Origin of the sequence: Enterobacter sp. 01-M-03-SI-ECC (assembly GCF_047530215.1) — a bacterium.
Taxonomy (GTDB): domain Bacteria; phylum Pseudomonadota; class Gammaproteobacteria; order Enterobacterales; family Enterobacteriaceae; genus Enterobacter; species Enterobacter chengduensis.
Genome location: NZ_JBLKDA010000009.1, coordinates 15,726 through 30,920, shown reverse-complemented (window position 1 = coordinate 30,920; position 15,195 = coordinate 15,726). Strand labels below are relative to the sequence as shown.

Annotated in this window: 11 protein-coding genes; 10 read left to right on the top strand and 1 reads right to left on the bottom strand. The window is 55.3% G+C overall.

Annotated elements, in window-relative coordinates; all coding sequences use genetic code 11:
- Positions 1-353 precede the first annotated feature (353 nt).
- Positions 354-2,114 (bottom strand): 30S ribosomal protein S12 methylthiotransferase accessory factor YcaO, encoded by a 1,761-nt coding sequence (gene ycaO / locus ACMWKK_RS10635; RefSeq protein ID WP_112781213.1) that lies wholly within the window; start codon positions 2,112-2,114, stop codon positions 354-356.
- Between the two features lie 127 nt (positions 2,115-2,241).
- Between ycaO and ACMWKK_RS10630 the strand changes: the two genes are divergently transcribed.
- The 10 genes from ACMWKK_RS10630 to ACMWKK_RS10585 all read left to right on the top strand — a co-directional run bounded on the left by ACMWKK_RS10630 (position 2,242) and on the right by ACMWKK_RS10585 (position 15,161).
- Positions 2,242-2,934 (top strand): DUF421 domain-containing protein, encoded by a 693-nt coding sequence (locus tag ACMWKK_RS10630; RefSeq protein WP_112781212.1) that lies wholly within the window; start codon positions 2,242-2,244, stop codon positions 2,932-2,934.
- Positions 2,935-3,096: 162 nt separating this feature from the next.
- Positions 3,097-4,185 carry a 3-phosphoserine/phosphohydroxythreonine transaminase gene (gene serC / locus ACMWKK_RS10625; RefSeq protein ID WP_406542791.1) on the top strand — a complete coding sequence of 363 codons (1,089 nt, stop codon included), beginning with the start codon at positions 3,097-3,099 and terminating at the stop codon, positions 4,183-4,185.
- A gap of 69 nt (positions 4,186-4,254) precedes the next feature.
- Positions 4,255-5,538, top strand: a complete 1,284-nt coding sequence (gene aroA, locus ACMWKK_RS10620; RefSeq protein WP_112781210.1) for a 3-phosphoshikimate 1-carboxyvinyltransferase — start codon at positions 4,255-4,257, stop codon at positions 5,536-5,538.
- Positions 5,539-5,723: 185 nt separating this feature from the next.
- Entirely contained in the window at positions 5,724-6,407 is a 684-nt protein-coding gene (gene cmk / locus ACMWKK_RS10615) for a (d)CMP kinase (RefSeq protein ID WP_045327246.1), read from the top strand.
- Between the two features lie 111 nt (positions 6,408-6,518).
- Positions 6,519-8,192, top strand: a complete 1,674-nt coding sequence (rpsA, locus tag ACMWKK_RS10610; protein WP_008499966.1) for a 30S ribosomal protein S1 — start codon at positions 6,519-6,521, stop codon at positions 8,190-8,192.
- Between the two features lie 170 nt (positions 8,193-8,362).
- The gene (gene ihfB / locus ACMWKK_RS10605; RefSeq protein WP_008499965.1) at positions 8,363-8,650 is read left to right on the top strand and encodes an integration host factor subunit beta; all 288 of its coding nucleotides are present in this window, start codon (positions 8,363-8,365) and stop codon (positions 8,648-8,650) included.
- A gap of 213 nt (positions 8,651-8,863) precedes the next feature.
- Positions 8,864-11,128, top strand: coding sequence for a ComEC family protein (locus ACMWKK_RS10600; RefSeq protein ID WP_112781209.1), 2,265 nt, complete (start codon positions 8,864-8,866; stop codon positions 11,126-11,128).
- Positions 11,129-11,164: 36 nt separating this feature from the next.
- Positions 11,165-12,913: a lipid A ABC transporter ATP-binding protein/permease MsbA gene (gene msbA / locus ACMWKK_RS10595; protein WP_045327241.1), complete on the top strand. Its 1,749-nt coding sequence runs from the start codon at positions 11,165-11,167 to the stop codon at positions 12,911-12,913.
- The gene (gene lpxK, locus ACMWKK_RS10590) at positions 12,910-13,887 is read left to right on the top strand and encodes a tetraacyldisaccharide 4'-kinase (RefSeq protein ID WP_112781208.1); all 978 of its coding nucleotides are present in this window, start codon (positions 12,910-12,912) and stop codon (positions 13,885-13,887) included. Before msbA ends, lpxK begins: the two co-directional genes overlap by 4 nt.
- Before the next feature lie 44 nt (positions 13,888-13,931).
- Complete coding sequence (locus ACMWKK_RS10585; RefSeq protein ID WP_112781207.1) at positions 13,932-15,161, top strand: winged helix-turn-helix domain-containing protein; 1,230 nt, start codon at positions 13,932-13,934, stop codon at positions 15,159-15,161.
- Positions 15,162-15,195 lie beyond the last annotated feature (34 nt).

The following is a 15,195-nucleotide window of genomic DNA, read 5'->3' as shown; positions in this document are numbered from 1 at the left end:
AGAGAAATTGATATAGATCATATCTCGCCTGGCTTATAGGCCCGCAGTGTGTATGGTTTTACGACAAATGCGGAGTAAGTATTTGATTATCCGTATAAAAATAAATTTTAAAAGTTATGAAAAGAGTTGAATTTTTTCGTTCAGCCACCTCTGAAACAGTTAATTAATATGGAGTATTAACCATAAAAAGTAACAGTAAAGCCCAGGTGAATATTATTATATTTACCCATGTTTAACTTTATTATTACAATCAACAGTCATTGCCGAAGAAAATAAAAAACGGGGCAATGAAATTGCCCCGTAATATAGCCCAGACGATTGAATACGCCTACTGCTGGTAATGTTATGTGCGCTTATTTTGACCAGTAAGCGGCTTTTGCTTTCTGCAGCTTCTCATAGGCTTTCAGCAACGACTGATGCGCCGGGAAGGCGTGAAGGTCGCTGTCGACAGCCTGCAAACCGTAGAATGGCTCTTCACCGCTCAGCGCCGCGCTGGCGGCTTCTACCGCCTCTGCGCCGTACATACGCACGAAGGCATTAAGATACTGCAGCGGCTCGCGGTCTTCTTCCTGAGAGAGCAGCAGCAGCGTCTGCAGGCAGCGGTAGTAGTTAGTGCGCTCGGCAGAGAAGACGGACTGGTTGAATTCCATCGTCCATTCCGTCCACGCAAGCGCCTGATCCAGGTCGCCGCCTGCCAGCGCCAGCATGGCCTTCAGCTCGCCAATGCGCAGGGTATACCAGCCGTTGTCTTTTCCGGTGGCCAGACCCAGCAGTTCACGCACGCGGGTGAAGTCATCGTGACCTTCTTCGTCCAGCTGGGCGATCAGGTTCAGATAATCTTCTTTCTCCCACTCGCTGCCCGGCAGGGACAGGAGCGTTTCGCGCAGGTGCGCACCCATGCTGTTATTCGCCAGCCACAGATCTTCGGCCGGATAGATGTCGGACATGCCCGGAACAATAATGCGGCACGCGTAGACGCCAAGGTGTTCGTAATCCGCGATGTAAACTTCCTGGTCTTCCGCTTCAAAGATGGCCATTAAGGTGGCGAACTCTTCTTCAGTGGTACCCGCAAAGCTCCAGTCCACGAACGGATAGTCCGCGTCCTGCTTGAACATATCCCAGGAGATCAGGCCGCTGGAGTCGATGAAGTGCGTTTCGAGGTTAGTGTGCTCGGCCACTTCTTCGTCATCAAACGTCGGCGGGGTGAAGACGTCGAGATCTTTCAGGCTACGGCCCTGCAGCAGCTCGGTGACGGTACGCTCCAGCGCCACGCCGAAGTCCGGGTGCGCGCCAAAGGAAGCGAAGCAGGTGCCGTTTTCTGGGTTAAACAGCACCACGCAGATAACCGGGTACTTGCCGCCCAGCGAGCCATCGTAGGCAAAGATAGGGAAACCTTCAGCTTCGAGCTTGGCGATGGACTCCACCACGCCCGGGTAGCGCGCCAGCACGTCGGCCGGAATTTCAGGCAGGCTGATAGATTCGGCAATAATGCGGTTTTTAATATGGCGCTCAAACACTTCAGACAGGCCCTGAACGCGCGCTTCGTTACGGGTGTTTCCGGCGGACATCCCGTTGGATACGTACAGGTTGCCGACGATGTTCATCGGGATATAGACGGTCTGTTCATCCGACTGGCGGGTGAACGGCAGGGCGCAGATCCCCCGATCTTCATTACCTGACTGCAGGTCGATCAGCATGCTGGCGGTCAGCTCGTTTTCCGGATCGTAAAAGGCGCGCAGGCGCGGATCCAGAATGCCCTCCGGCAGTTCGTCGTCTTCGGTCAGCGGGAACCATTTTTCGTTCGGATAGTGCACGAACGGGCCGTTCGCGATGGTTTCGCCCAGCCAGAAGTCAGCGAAGAAGTAGTTGGTGGACAGACGCTCAAAATACTCACCCAGCGCGGAGGCCAGTGCCGCTTTTTTTGTCGCGCCTTTACCGTTGGTAAAGCACAGGGCACAGTCTTTATCGCGAATATGCACGGACCAGACATGAGGCACCGGATTGAGCCAGGAGGCTTCTTCGATGTTAAAACCCAGGTCGGTCAATTTCTGCTGGAAGCGAGCGATGGAATCTTCCAGAGCGGCGTCTTTGCCGGGGATAAACGTTTGAGTCATGGCGTTCACTTTTATCGTACGTAAAGCGCGCAATGATACGGGTTTTGCGTGACGGGTGCTATCTTCGGCGAAAATAAATGGCTGGGCTATGCTTAGTGGCAGTAACTGACTGTTAAGGCATAGAAAAATGAAAGCATTTGATCTCCATCGGATGGCGTTTGATAAAGTTCCTCCTGAATTTCTGGGCGAAGTGGCGCTGCGCAGCCTGTATACCTTCGTACTCGTCTTCCTGTTTCTTAAAATCACCGGCCGTCGCGGCGTACGGCAAATGTCGCTCTTTGAGGTGTTGATCATCCTGACGCTGGGGTCAGCGGCGGGAGACGTCGCCTTTTATGACGACGTGCCGATGGTGCCGGTCTTCGTCGTTTTTGTTTCCCTGGCGCTGCTTTATCGTCTTGTCATGTGGCTGATGTCGAAAAGCGAGAAGCTGGAAGATTTGCTTGAAGGGAAGCCGGTCGTGATCGTCGAGGACGGACAGCTGGCCTGGGATAATGTACGAAGCGCCAATATGACGGAGTTTGAGTTCTTTATGGAGCTACGCCTGAACAGCGTTGAACAGTTGGGGCAGGTGCGTCTTGCGATCATGGAAACCAACGGGCAGATCAGCGTCTATTACTATTCTGACGACGAGGTAAAGCCGGGACTCTGCATCCTGCCGGATATGCTCATCGAGCGTTTCAGAACCGTACCGGAATCAGGCGAGTATGCTTGCGTAAGATGCAGCCATGTGGTTGCGATGCAGCCGGGGGATCGTCAATTATGCCCCCGCTGTGCAAATCCGGAATGGACGAAGGTTAGCCGGGCCAAACGTATCAGCTGACAGCCATTTTGTCGGTTTTGTCTTAGCGAGGCGGCAGATTGTTTTGTGTGATGCAGGGCACATTTCCCCGGTCATAAGTTTTAGACATTGCGGCGCGTGTCACTGAATGATAAAACCGATATCCACAGTTATAACTTATGGCTTTTAGCGTGGTGAGGGGAAATGGCTCAGGTCTTTAATTTCAGTTCAGGTCCGGCAATATTACCGGCAGACGTGCTTAAACAGGCTCAACAGGAACTTTGTGACTGGAACGGTCTCGGTACGTCGGTGATGGAAATCAGCCACCGGGGTAAAGAGTTTATTCAGGTGGCGGAAGAGGCAGAAAAGGATTTTCGCGATCTGCTGAATATCCCCTCCAACTACAAAGTATTGTTCTGTCACGGCGGCGGGCGCGGCCAGTTTGCTGGCGTTCCGCTGAATATCCTCGGTGATAAAACGACGGCTGACTACGTTGACGCGGGCTACTGGGCGGCAAGCGCCATTAAAGAAGCGCATAAATACTGCGCGCCGAATGTGATCGACGCCAAAGTGACCGTTGACGGTCTGCGCGCCGTGAAGCCAATGCGCGAGTGGCAGCTTTCTGATAACGCAGCGTATCTGCACTACTGCCCGAACGAAACCATCGACGGGATCGCCATCGACGAAACGCCAGACTTCGGCAGCGATGTTGTGGTTGCCGCCGACTTCTCCTCCACCATACTCTCTGCGCCCATTGACGTCAGCCGCTACGGTGTGATCTATGCCGGCGCGCAGAAAAATATCGGTCCGGCCGGTTTGACTATCGTCGTCGTGCGTGAAGACCTGCTGGGTAAAGCGCATACATCCTGCCCGTCCATTCTCGATTACACCGTGCTGAACGATAATGACTCTATGTTCAACACCCCGCCGACGTTTGCGTGGTACCTCTCTGGCCTAGTCTTCAAATGGCTGAAGCAAAACGGCGGCGTGGCGCAGATGGACAAGGTGAATCAGCAGAAAGCCGAACTGCTGTATGGCGTGATCGACAAGAGCGATTTCTACCGCAACGATGTGGCGAAAGCGAACCGTTCCCGCATGAACGTGCCGTTCCAGCTGGCGGACAGCAACCTGGATAACGTGTTCCTGGAAGAGTCCTTCGCGGCAGGCCTGCACGCGCTTAAAGGCCATCGTGTTGTTGGCGGCATGCGTGCTTCCATCTATAACGCGATGCCGCTGGAAGGCGTTAAGGCCCTGACGGATTTCATGATCGACTTCGAACGTCGTCACGGTTAATGTGCTGTTTTTCACCCCCGCAGCATCCCTGCGGGGTTTTTATTATGTTGAGTTGAGAGTTTAGTTTTCATGGAATCCCTGACGTTACAACCTATCGCGCGGGTAGATGGCACCATTAATCTGCCTGGTTCAAAAAGTGTCTCGAACCGCGCTCTGCTGCTGGCAGCTCTGGCAAACGGCACCACCGTCCTTACAAACCTGCTGGACAGCGATGACGTGCGCCATATGCTCAATGCGCTGAAAGCGTTGGGCGTTCATTACACTCTCTCCGACGATCGTACCCGCTGTGAAGTGACCGGCAACGGCGGCGCGCTGCGCTCGGGCGAAGATCTTGAGCTGTTTCTGGGGAATGCGGGTACCGCGATGCGTCCGCTGGCGGCAGCGCTGTGTCTGGGCAGCAACAACATCGTGCTGACCGGCGAGCCGCGCATGAAAGAGCGTCCAATTGGTCACCTGGTGGATGCCCTGCGTCAGGGCGGCGCGCAGATTGCGTATCTGGAGCAGGAAAACTATCCGCCACTGCGTCTGCGCGGGGGCTTTACCGGCGGTCACGTCGAGGTTGACGGCAGCGTCTCCAGCCAGTTCCTCACGGCGCTGCTGATGACCGCGCCGCTGGCCCCGCAGGACACGGTTATCACGATTAAAGGGGAGCTGGTCTCCAAACCGTACATTGATATCACGCTGCACCTGATGAAAACCTTCGGCGTTGAGGTGGAAAACCAGTCTTACCAGCGCTTTATTGTGCGCGGGGCGCAGCAGTACCAGTCTCCGGGCAACTACCTTGTTGAAGGGGATGCCTCATCCGCGTCCTACTTCCTGGCCGCAGGGGCGATTAAAGGCGGCACGGTCAAAGTGACCGGTATTGGCCGTAACAGCGTGCAGGGCGACATCCGTTTTGCGGACGTGCTGGAAAAAATGGGCGCCAAAGTTACCTGGGGCGACGACTTCATCTCCTGTACCCATGGCGAGCTGAACGCCATCGACATGGACATGAACCATATCCCGGATGCGGCGATGACCATTGCCACGGCGGCGCTGTTTGCCAAAGGCACGACCACGCTGCGTAACATCTATAACTGGCGCGTCAAAGAGACGGACCGCCTGTTCGCAATGGCCACCGAATTGCGTAAGGTGGGTGCCGAGGTGGAAGAGGGCGAGGACTACATTCGCGTGACCCCTCCGAAAAAACTGCAGTTTGCGGAAATTGGCACCTACAACGATCACCGTATGGCGATGTGCTTCTCGCTGGTGGCGCTGTCGGACACGCCTGTCACCATTCTTGATCCGAAATGTACCGCGAAAACCTTCCCGGACTACTTCGAACAGCTGGCACGCATTAGCACGCTGGCCTGATAACGTATTGCCGCATCACCCGATGCGGCATTTGCTTACGCTTCATTACGCACATCTTCGCTCATTTCTTCTACACTCTGCTTCAATCATTCCGTAATTTGCACGCAAAGGTAACAGTTGCGCACGTTGGCGCGTATAATGCGCGGCGTTCATGTAAACGGTATGCCTTATTTAAGGAGAAAAAGATGACGGCAGTTGCCCCGGTAATCACCATTGATGGGCCGAGTGGCGCAGGGAAAGGGACTCTGTGCAAAGCGATGGCGGAAGCATTGCAATGGCATCTTTTAGATTCGGGAGCAATCTATCGCGTGCTGGCGCTGGCTGCGCTGCATCATCATGTGGACGTGGCGTCTGAAGAAGCGCTGGTTCCGCTGGCTGCGCATCTGGATGTGCGTTTCGTGTCAACCAATGGCAACCTGGAAGTCATCCTTGAAGGGGAAGACGTGAGCGGGGAAATCCGCACTCAGGAAGTGGCCAATGCGGCCTCTCAGGTGGCGGCTTTCCCGCGCGTTCGTGAGGCGCTATTACGTCGCCAGCGCGCGTTCCGTGAAGCCCCGGGGTTGATTGCGGACGGACGCGATATGGGAACCGTGGTGTTCCCTGATGCACCGGTGAAAATTTTCCTTGACGCCTCTTCGGAAGAACGTGCTCAACGCCGCATGCTTCAGTTGCAGGAAAAGGGGTTTAGTGTTAACTTTGATCGCCTTTTATCCGAGATAAAAGAGCGCGATGACCGCGATCGTAACCGCGCCGTCGCCCCACTTGTTCCCGCAGAAGATGCGTTAGTTCTGGATTCAACCAGTTTAACTATTGAGCAAGTGATTGAAAAAGCGCTACAATATGCGCGCCAAAAACTGGCACTCGCGTAATCGCGACCGATTTAGCAGTACCCCCGCTGCAATGGATTGACGGCGGGTATGTGAAACAACCCCATCCGGCACGGAGCCAGGTGGACGTTAATATTAACCTGAAGATTAAACATGACTGAATCTTTTGCTCAACTGTTTGAAGAATCCTTAAAAGAAATCGAAACCCGCCCGGGTTCCATCGTTCGCGGTGTTGTTGTTGCTATCGACAAAGACGTAGTACTGGTTGACGCCGGTCTGAAATCTGAGTCCGCCATTCCGGCAGAGCAGTTCAAAAACGCCCAGGGCGAGCTGGAAATCCAGGTTGGTGACGAAGTTGACGTTGCGCTGGACGCAGTAGAAGACGGCTTCGGTGAAACCCTGCTTTCTCGTGAGAAAGCGAAACGTCACGAAGCATGGATCACCCTGGAAAAAGCTTACGAAGAAGCTGAAACTGTGGTCGGTGTTATCAACGGCAAAGTTAAAGGTGGCTTCACTGTTGAGCTGAATGGTATTCGTGCGTTCCTGCCAGGTTCACTGGTAGACGTTCGTCCAGTCCGTGACACTCTGCACCTGGAAGGCAAAGAGCTTGAGTTCAAAGTAATCAAGCTGGACCAGAAGCGTAACAACGTTGTTGTATCCCGTCGTGCCGTTATCGAATCCGAAAACAGCGCAGAACGCGATCAGCTGCTGGAAAACCTGCAGGAAGGCATGGAAGTCAAAGGTATCGTTAAGAACCTCACTGACTACGGCGCATTCGTTGACCTGGGCGGCGTTGATGGCCTGCTGCACATCACCGACATGGCGTGGAAACGCGTTAAGCACCCAAGCGAAATCGTGAACGTGGGCGACGAAATCACTGTTAAAGTGCTGAAGTTCGACCGCGAGCGTACTCGTGTATCCCTCGGCCTGAAACAGCTGGGCGAAGATCCATGGGTAGCTATCGCTAAGCGTTACCCAGAAGGTACTAAACTGACTGGTCGCGTAACCAACCTGACTGACTACGGCTGCTTCGTTGAAATCGAAGAAGGCGTTGAAGGTCTGGTGCACGTTTCCGAAATGGACTGGACCAACAAAAACATCCACCCATCCAAAGTTGTTAACGTTGGTGATGTAGTGGAAGTGATGGTTCTGGATATCGACGAAGAACGTCGTCGTATCTCCCTGGGCCTGAAACAGTGCAAAAACAACCCATGGCAGCAGTTCGCGGAAACCCACAACAAGGGTGACCGTGTTGAAGGTAAAATCAAGTCTATCACTGACTTCGGTATCTTCATCGGCCTGGACGGCGGCATCGATGGCCTGGTTCACCTGTCTGACATCTCCTGGAACGTTGCAGGCGAAGAAGCAGTTCGTGAATACAAAAAAGGCGACGAAATCGCTGCAGTTGTTCTGCAGGTTGACGCAGAGCGTGAGCGTATCTCCCTGGGCGTTAAACAGCTCGCAGAAGATCCGTTCAACAACTGGGTTGCACTGAACAAGAAAGGCGCAATCGTAAACGGTAAAGTGACTGCAGTTGATGCTAAAGGCGCAACCGTAGAACTGGCTGACGGCGTTGAAGGTTACCTGCGCGCTTCTGAAGCTTCCCGTGACCGCGTTGAAGATGCGACTCTGGTTCTGAACGTAGGCGACGATGTTGAAGCTAAGTTCACCGGTGTTGACCGTAAGAACCGCGCAATCAGCCTGTCTGTTCGTGCTAAAGACGAAGCTGATGAGAAAGATGCAATCGCAACTGTTAACAAACAGGAAGATGCAAACTTCTCTAACAACGCAATGGCTGAAGCTTTCAAAGCAGCTAAAGGCGAGTAATATCAGGTTCTCAGCATCATTTGCGCGGTAATGCATTTACAGCGTGAAGAATGAGGAGCAAACTTGACAGATTGCAGGATTCGTCCTGTAATCAATAACAAAGGGCGGCTACGGCCGCCCTTGTTTAATGAGCTGTTCAGCTAATTGGTTTGAAAGGAACCGGAGGAATCATGACCAAGTCAGAATTGATTGAAAGACTTGCCAGTCAGCAACCGCATATCCCTGCTAAGGCAGTGGAAGATGCCGTAAAAGAGATGCTGGAGCATATGGCTTCCACTCTTGCCCAGGGCGAGCGCATTGAAATCCGCGGTTTCGGTAGTTTTTCTCTGCACTATCGTGCTCCACGTACCGGGCGTAACCCGAAAACGGGTGATAAAGTCGAGCTGGAAGGTAAGTACGTTCCACACTTTAAACCGGGTAAAGAACTGCGCGATCGCGCCAATATTTACGGCAACTGAGTTTAGCCAGCCGGTTAAACTGGGTTCGAAAGAAAGCACCTGCGGGTGCTTTTTTTGTGCCTGTCACAGTCATTCTGAAGATGCCCCGCATTTTTCGTTTCATTTTCTGCAAGGCATTAAAAACATCACAGCGCGCGCCGTAAAACACACTTTTGTCATCTGACAACCCGCACGGCCTGCTTTCATACTGCCCACCTGAACAGGGAGGTAGCAATGGGAATTCCCGCGCTGGGTGTCTGCGCCATTCTGGCAATAGCCCCGTTACTTTGGTTACCGGAACTGCCATCACGTCATACCGTATGGATAATGATTGTTGGCGGGATCGCGCTGGCCGCACGGCGGAACGTAAGGCTGAAGTATGTCGGTATCACACTGTTATTTTGCGTGTGGGGCGTTCTGGCCGCGCAGGAGAGCGTCTGGCCGATGCAGCATCTCACCACCGGTGCCGTGCAGGCTGAGGTAGCGATCGCTGCGACCGATGGCGCCACTCTGCATCAGGCGCGTATTCTCAGCGTCGATGGCAAGCGCTGGTGGGCATCAACCGGCGTCACGCTGTATGGCAATTATCTCCCACAGAAAGCGTGTGCCGGTCAACGCTGGAACATGACGCTCAGGCTCAGGCCTGCCCACGGCGAACTGAACGACGGGGGTTATGATTCTCAGCGCAGCGCTTTTGCTCAGCATCAAACGCTGAGCGGGCGCTTCACCCGTGCTGAACTCGTCGACGGGCGCTGCAGCCTGCGCGCGCAATATCTCGCGTCATTGCAAACCCGCCTGTCAGCCTATCGATGGGGGGCGGTTATCCTCGGGCTGGGAATGGGTGAACGCCTGAATGTTCCCCGGGAGATAAAAGACCTGATGCGTGAAACCGGGACGCTGCATTTGATGGCGATTTCGGGTCTGCATATCGCGCTGGCGGCCTCCCTCGTCTGGCTACTCGCCCGTGGTTTCCAGTTTTTCTTGCCCAGCCAGCGTATCCACTGGCAAATGCCTCTCCTGGCCGGGCTGTGCTTTGCCGCCTTCTACGCCTGGCTTACCGGGCTGCAACCTCCTGCGCTACGAACGGTTATCGCGCTTGCTGTGATTGCAATGCTTCGGATCGCAGCCCGTCAATGGTCCCCCTGGCAGGTATGGGTTTGCTGTATTGCGGCGATCCTGATAAGCGATCCGCTGGCCGTACTCTCGCAAAGTCTGCTCTTGTCTGCCTTTGCTGTCGCCGCGCTGATTTTCTGGTTTCAGTGGTTGCCGCTTCCCGACTGGCACCGGGCGCGACGTATACGACCTTTACTGAACCTGATTTATCTGCAGGTCGGCATGTTGCTGCTGCTCATGCCGTTACAGGTTCTGATTTTTCATGGTTTCAGCCTCTCTTCCCTGGTAGCGAATCTCTTTGCCGTGCCCCTGGTGACGTTTGTCTCCGTGCCGCTGATCCTGCTCGGTATGCTGCTCCATCTGCTACCGCTAGCGACGCTGGAAAGCATCGTCTGGTTTGCAGCCGATAAGTCGCTTGCGGGACTCTTCTGGTTACTGATGCGCCTGCCTGACGGCTGGCAAAATGTCGATCAGCGCTGGCAATACATGGCGTTGCTGCCGTGGATGAGCATCATTGCCTGGCGTTTTCGTGCCTGGAAAATCCTTCCAGCCGTTTGTCTTGCAGGCAGCGTCTTGCTGACATTTCCCCTCTTGCGCACGGCAAAAAACGAGAGCTGGACCCTGCATATGCTGGACGTGGGGCAGGGGCTGGCAATGGTCATTGAGCGGCAGGGGAAAGCCATACTCTATGATACCGGGCTTGCCTGGCCGGACGGGGACAGCGCGCAGCGGCTGATTATCCCGTGGCTTCGCTGGCATCACCTCCGCCCGGAAGGCGTGATCCTCAGTCATGAGCATCTCGACCATGCGGGAGGCCTCGCGTCGTTGCAAAAAGCATGGCCTGAGGTATGGGTAAGAAGCCCATTGCGCCTGGCGGGACATCGCCCCTGTTTTCGCGGGCAGAACTGGAGATGGCAGGGGCTCACCTTCACCGTCCACTGGCCCCCTGCAAATTACCCGGCCCAGGGAAATAACCGCTCCTGCGTGGTTAAAATTGACGACGGTGAACAGAGTGTTCTGCTTACCGGGGACATTGAAGCGCAAGCGGAACAGGCTATGCTTAGCCATTACTGGCGTTATCTGACGTCCACGCTCATCCAGGTGCCCCATCACGGCAGCAATACCTCGTCTTCACTGCCGATGGTACAGCGGGTGGAAGGTCAGATCGCCCTGGATTCAGCGGCGCGCTATAACGCCTGGCATTTCCCGTCGGCAAAGGTTGTCCGACGCTATCGAAAAGAGGGGTATATCTGGCACGATACCCCTCACTCTGGACAAATATCGGTGACATTCTCGCAACATCACTGGCAAATCCGGCGCTTGCGAGAGCAAATTTTATCCGTTTGGTATCATCAGTGGTTTGGCGCGCCCGTCGATAACGGGTAGAATATGCGGCTATTTCAACGAATGCTGGTTTTTTGAATGCATAACGACAAAGATCTCTCCACGTGGCAAACCTTCCGCCGACTCTGGCCGATGATTGCACCTTTTAAAGCAGGCTTGATCGTGGCGGGCGTAGCGTTAATCCTCAACGCAGCCAGCGATACTTTTATGTTATCGCTCCTCAAACCGTTACTGGATGACGGTTTTGGTAAAACGGATCGCTCAGTGCTGCTATGGATGCCGCTGGTGGTTATCGGGCTGATGATCTTACGCGGCATCACCAGCTATATTTCCAGCTACTGTATTTCCTGGGTATCCGGGAAAGTGGTGATGACCATGCGCCGTCGGCTGTTCAGCCACATGATGGGCATGCCGGTCTCATTCTTTGATAAGCAGTCTACCGGGACGCTGCTCTCCCGTATTACCTACGACTCCGAGCAGGTTGCCTCCTCGTCCTCAAGCGCGCTGATCACCGTTGTGCGTGAAGGTGCGTCAATCATCGGCCTGTTTGCGATGATGTTCTACTACAGCTGGCAGCTGTCGATCATCCTTATTGTTCTGGCACCGATCGTTTCTATTGCTATCCGTGTCGTCTCAAAGCGCTTCCGCAATATCAGTAAGAATATGCAGAACACCATGGGGCAGGTGACGACCAGTGCGGAACAGATGCTGAAAGGGCATAAGGAAGTGCTGATCTTCGGCGGTCAGGACGTCGAAACCAAACGCTTTGATAAAGTCAGCAACAAGATGCGTCTGCAGGGGATGAAAATGGTCTCGGCCTCGTCCATCTCTGACCCGATTATTCAGCTGATTGCGTCCCTGGCGCTGGCGTTCGTTCTCTATGCGGCAAGCTTCCCGAGCGTGATGGAGACCCTGACCGCGGGGACCATCACCGTGGTCTTCTCCTCGATGATCGCCCTGATGCGTCCGCTGAAATCTCTGACGAACGTGAACGCGCAGTTCCAGCGCGGTATGGCCGCCTGCCAGACCTTGTTCAGCATTCTGGATTCCGAGCAGGAGAAAGACGAAGGTACGCGTGAAATTGAACGTGCCCGTGGCGATGTTGAATTCCGCAACGTCACTTTCGCCTATCCTGGTCGCGAAACCCCTGCGCTGCGCAATATCAACCTGTCTATTCCGGCGGGTAAAACCGTTGCGCTGGTAGGCCGTTCCGGCTCCGGTAAATCGACCATTGCCAGCCTGATCACCCGTTTCTACGATATTAACGAAGGTGAGATCCTGTTAGACGGTCACGACCTGCGGGAGTATACCCTGCAGTCGCTGCGTAACCAGGTGGCGCTGGTCTCCCAGAACGTACACCTGTTCAACGATACGGTGGCCAACAACATTGCCTATGCGCGCACGGATGAGTACAGCCGCGAGCAGATTGAGAACGCGGCGCGTATGGCCTATGCGATGGACTTTATCAACAAGATGGATAACGGTCTGGACACCATTATCGGTGAGAACGGGGTGCTGCTCTCCGGTGGTCAGCGTCAGCGTATTGCCATAGCGCGTGCGCTGCTGCGCGACAGCCCGATTCTGATTCTGGACGAAGCGACATCTGCGCTGGATACCGAATCTGAACGCGCCATTCAGTCCGCGCTGGATGAGCTGCAAAAGAACCGTACCTCGCTGGTGATTGCCCACCGCCTGTCGACTATCGAGCAGGCCGATGAAATCGTTGTGGTTGAGGATGGCATCATCGTTGAACGCGGAAGCCATGCTGATTTGCTGGAGCACCGCGGGGTTTACGCCCAGCTTCATAAGATGCAGTTCGGCCAATGATTGCACGCATCTGGTCCGGTGAATCCCCGCTGTGGCTGCTGCTTTTGCCGCTCTCCTGGCTCTACGGCCTGGTGAGCGGCATTATCCGCCTGCTTTACCGTCTGGGGATCAAGCGTGCCTGGCGCGCGCCGGTACCGGTTGTGGTTGTCGGTAATCTTACGGCGGGTGGCAACGGTAAAACGCCGGTCGTCATCTGGCTGGTGGAGCAGTTGCAAAAACGCGGTATTCGCCCCGGGGTGGTATCGCGCGGATATGGCGGTAAAGCGGCGCATTACCCGCTGCTGCTGACGGCGGAAACCACGACCGCCGAAGCGGGTGATGAACCGGTACTTATTTTCCAGCGTACGGGTGCGCCAGTTGCGGTCTCCCCGGCGCGCAGCGGCGCCGTTCAGGCGCTGCTTGCCGAACACGCGGTACAAATCATTATCACTGACGATGGCCTACAGCATTACGCCCTGGCGCGTGATAAAGAGATTGTCGTCATCGACGGCGTTCGCCGTTTTGGTAACGGCTGGTGGCTGCCGGCTGGCCCCATGCGCGAACGCGCTTCGCGTCTTAACTCCGTTGATGCGGTGATTGTGAACGGCGGTGAGGCAAGCGCGGGTGAAATCCCGATGCACCTGCGGCCGGGTCTGGCGATCAACCTGGTGACGGGCGAACGCCGGTCGGTTGCAGAGCTGCCTTCACTGGTGGCGATGGCGGGGATTGGTCACCCGCCGCGCTTTTTCGCGACGCTGGAACAGTGTGGTGCCCGGCCAGAAAAATGCGTTCCGCTGGCCGACCACCAGGCGCTGATGGAAGAGCAGGTAGACGCCCTGACTCTACCCGGGCAGACGCTGATCATGACCGAAAAAGATGCGGTGAAATGTCGCGCCTTTGCGAAAGATAGCTGGTGGTATCTGCCGGTTGACGCTGAACTCAGCGGCGAGCAGCCGGAACATTTGCTCAAGGAACTGATTGCGTTAGTGCAGTAAAGGCTTACGCGGTTCTGGTGGCGCTCTGACTGACAGGAAAACGCATGTCTTTACCGCACCTCTCGCTAACAGCTGCACGTCATTTACACCTTGCCGCGCAGGGGTTGCTCAAAAAGCCCCGCCGCCGCGCGCAGCCTGCCGATATTCTCTCTACCGTCCAGCGCATGTCGCTGCTTCAAATCGACACCATTAACATTGTGGCGCGCAGCCCTTACCTGGTGCTGTTTAGCCGTCTCGGGAATTATCCTTCGCAGTGGCTGGACGAGGCGCTCAGCAAGGGGGAGTTGATGGAGTACTGGGCGCACGAAGCCTGTTTCCTGCCCCGCAGCGATTTTGCCCTGGTGCGTCACCGCATGCTTGCCCCGGAAAAGATGGGCTGGAAATACCGGCAGGCGTGGATGCAGGAACATGCGGCTGCAATAGAGCAGCTCATCGCGCATATTCAGGAAAACGGTCCTGTACGCTCCGCCGATTTTGAACACCCGCGCAAGGGCACCAGCGGCTGGTGGGAGTGGAAACCGCATAAGCGTCATCTCGAAGGGCTGTTCACCTCGGGCAAGGTCATGGTGATTGAGCGACGTAATTTTCAGCGCGTCTACGACCTGACGCATCGCGTGATGCCGCACTGGGACGACGCGCGTGACCTGCTTACCCAGGAGGCGGCCGAGGCCATCATGCTGGAGAACAGCGCCCGCAGCCTGGGGATTTTCCGCCCCCAGTGGCTGGCTGATTATTATCGCCTGCGCCAGCCCGCGCTGAAACCGCTGCTGGAGATATGGCAACGTGAACAGCGCGTCATCCCCGTTACGGTAGAAACCCTGGGCGAAATGTGGCTGCATGCGGATCTCCTCCCGCTACTGCCTCAGGCCCTGGAGGGGAAACTTCAGGCAACCCACAGCGCGGTGTTGTCGCCTTTCGACCCGGTCGTCTGGGACAGAAAACGAGCCGAGCAGCTCTTTGATTTCAGCTACCGGCTGGAATGTTACACCCCGGCACCGAAGCGCCAGTATGGCTACTTTGTTTTACCTCTGCTGCATAAGGGGCAATTGGTCGGGCGGATGGATGCCAAAATGCACCGCAAGACCGGCACGCTTGAAGTCATTGCGCTTTATCTGGAAGAGGGCGTCAGGGTGACGGCGAGCCTGGAAAAAGGGTTAACGACCGCCATTAGCGAATTCGCGCGCTGGCAGGGTGCTCGCGATGTGACGCTGGGTCGGGTGCCCGACGGACTGTTTACATCCTGTCGAAGTGGCTGGGAAACAGGCACGCCCTGAAAAGGGAATGTGTTAAGCTTTAGCGATTACCCAT

Excerpts from the sequence above, each read along its gene's own strand:
- aroA (WP_112781210.1), top strand. The coding sequence starts at position 4,255 with ATGGAATCCCTGACGTTACAACCTATCGCGCGGGTAGATGGCACCATT.
- ACMWKK_RS10585 (WP_112781207.1), top strand. The coding sequence starts at position 13,932 with ATGTCTTTACCGCACCTCTCGCTAACAGCTGCACGTCATTTACACCTT.
- ACMWKK_RS10630 (WP_112781212.1), top strand. The coding sequence starts at position 2,242 with ATGAAAGCATTTGATCTCCATCGGATGGCGTTTGATAAAGTTCCTCCT.
- msbA (WP_045327241.1), top strand. The coding sequence starts at position 11,165 with ATGCATAACGACAAAGATCTCTCCACGTGGCAAACCTTCCGCCGACTC.
- rpsA (WP_008499966.1), top strand. The coding sequence starts at position 6,519 with ATGACTGAATCTTTTGCTCAACTGTTTGAAGAATCCTTAAAAGAAATC.
- ihfB (WP_008499965.1), top strand. The coding sequence starts at position 8,363 with ATGACCAAGTCAGAATTGATTGAAAGACTTGCCAGTCAGCAACCGCAT.
- lpxK (WP_112781208.1), top strand. The coding sequence starts at position 12,910 with ATGATTGCACGCATCTGGTCCGGTGAATCCCCGCTGTGGCTGCTGCTT.
- serC (WP_406542791.1), top strand. The coding sequence starts at position 3,097 with ATGGCTCAGGTCTTTAATTTCAGTTCAGGTCCGGCAATATTACCGGCA.
- cmk (WP_045327246.1), top strand. The coding sequence starts at position 5,724 with ATGACGGCAGTTGCCCCGGTAATCACCATTGATGGGCCGAGTGGCGCA.
- ycaO (WP_112781213.1), bottom strand. The coding sequence starts at position 2,114 with ATGACTCAAACGTTTATCCCCGGCAAAGACGCCGCTCTGGAAGATTCC.
- ACMWKK_RS10600 (WP_112781209.1), top strand. The coding sequence starts at position 8,864 with ATGGGAATTCCCGCGCTGGGTGTCTGCGCCATTCTGGCAATAGCCCCG.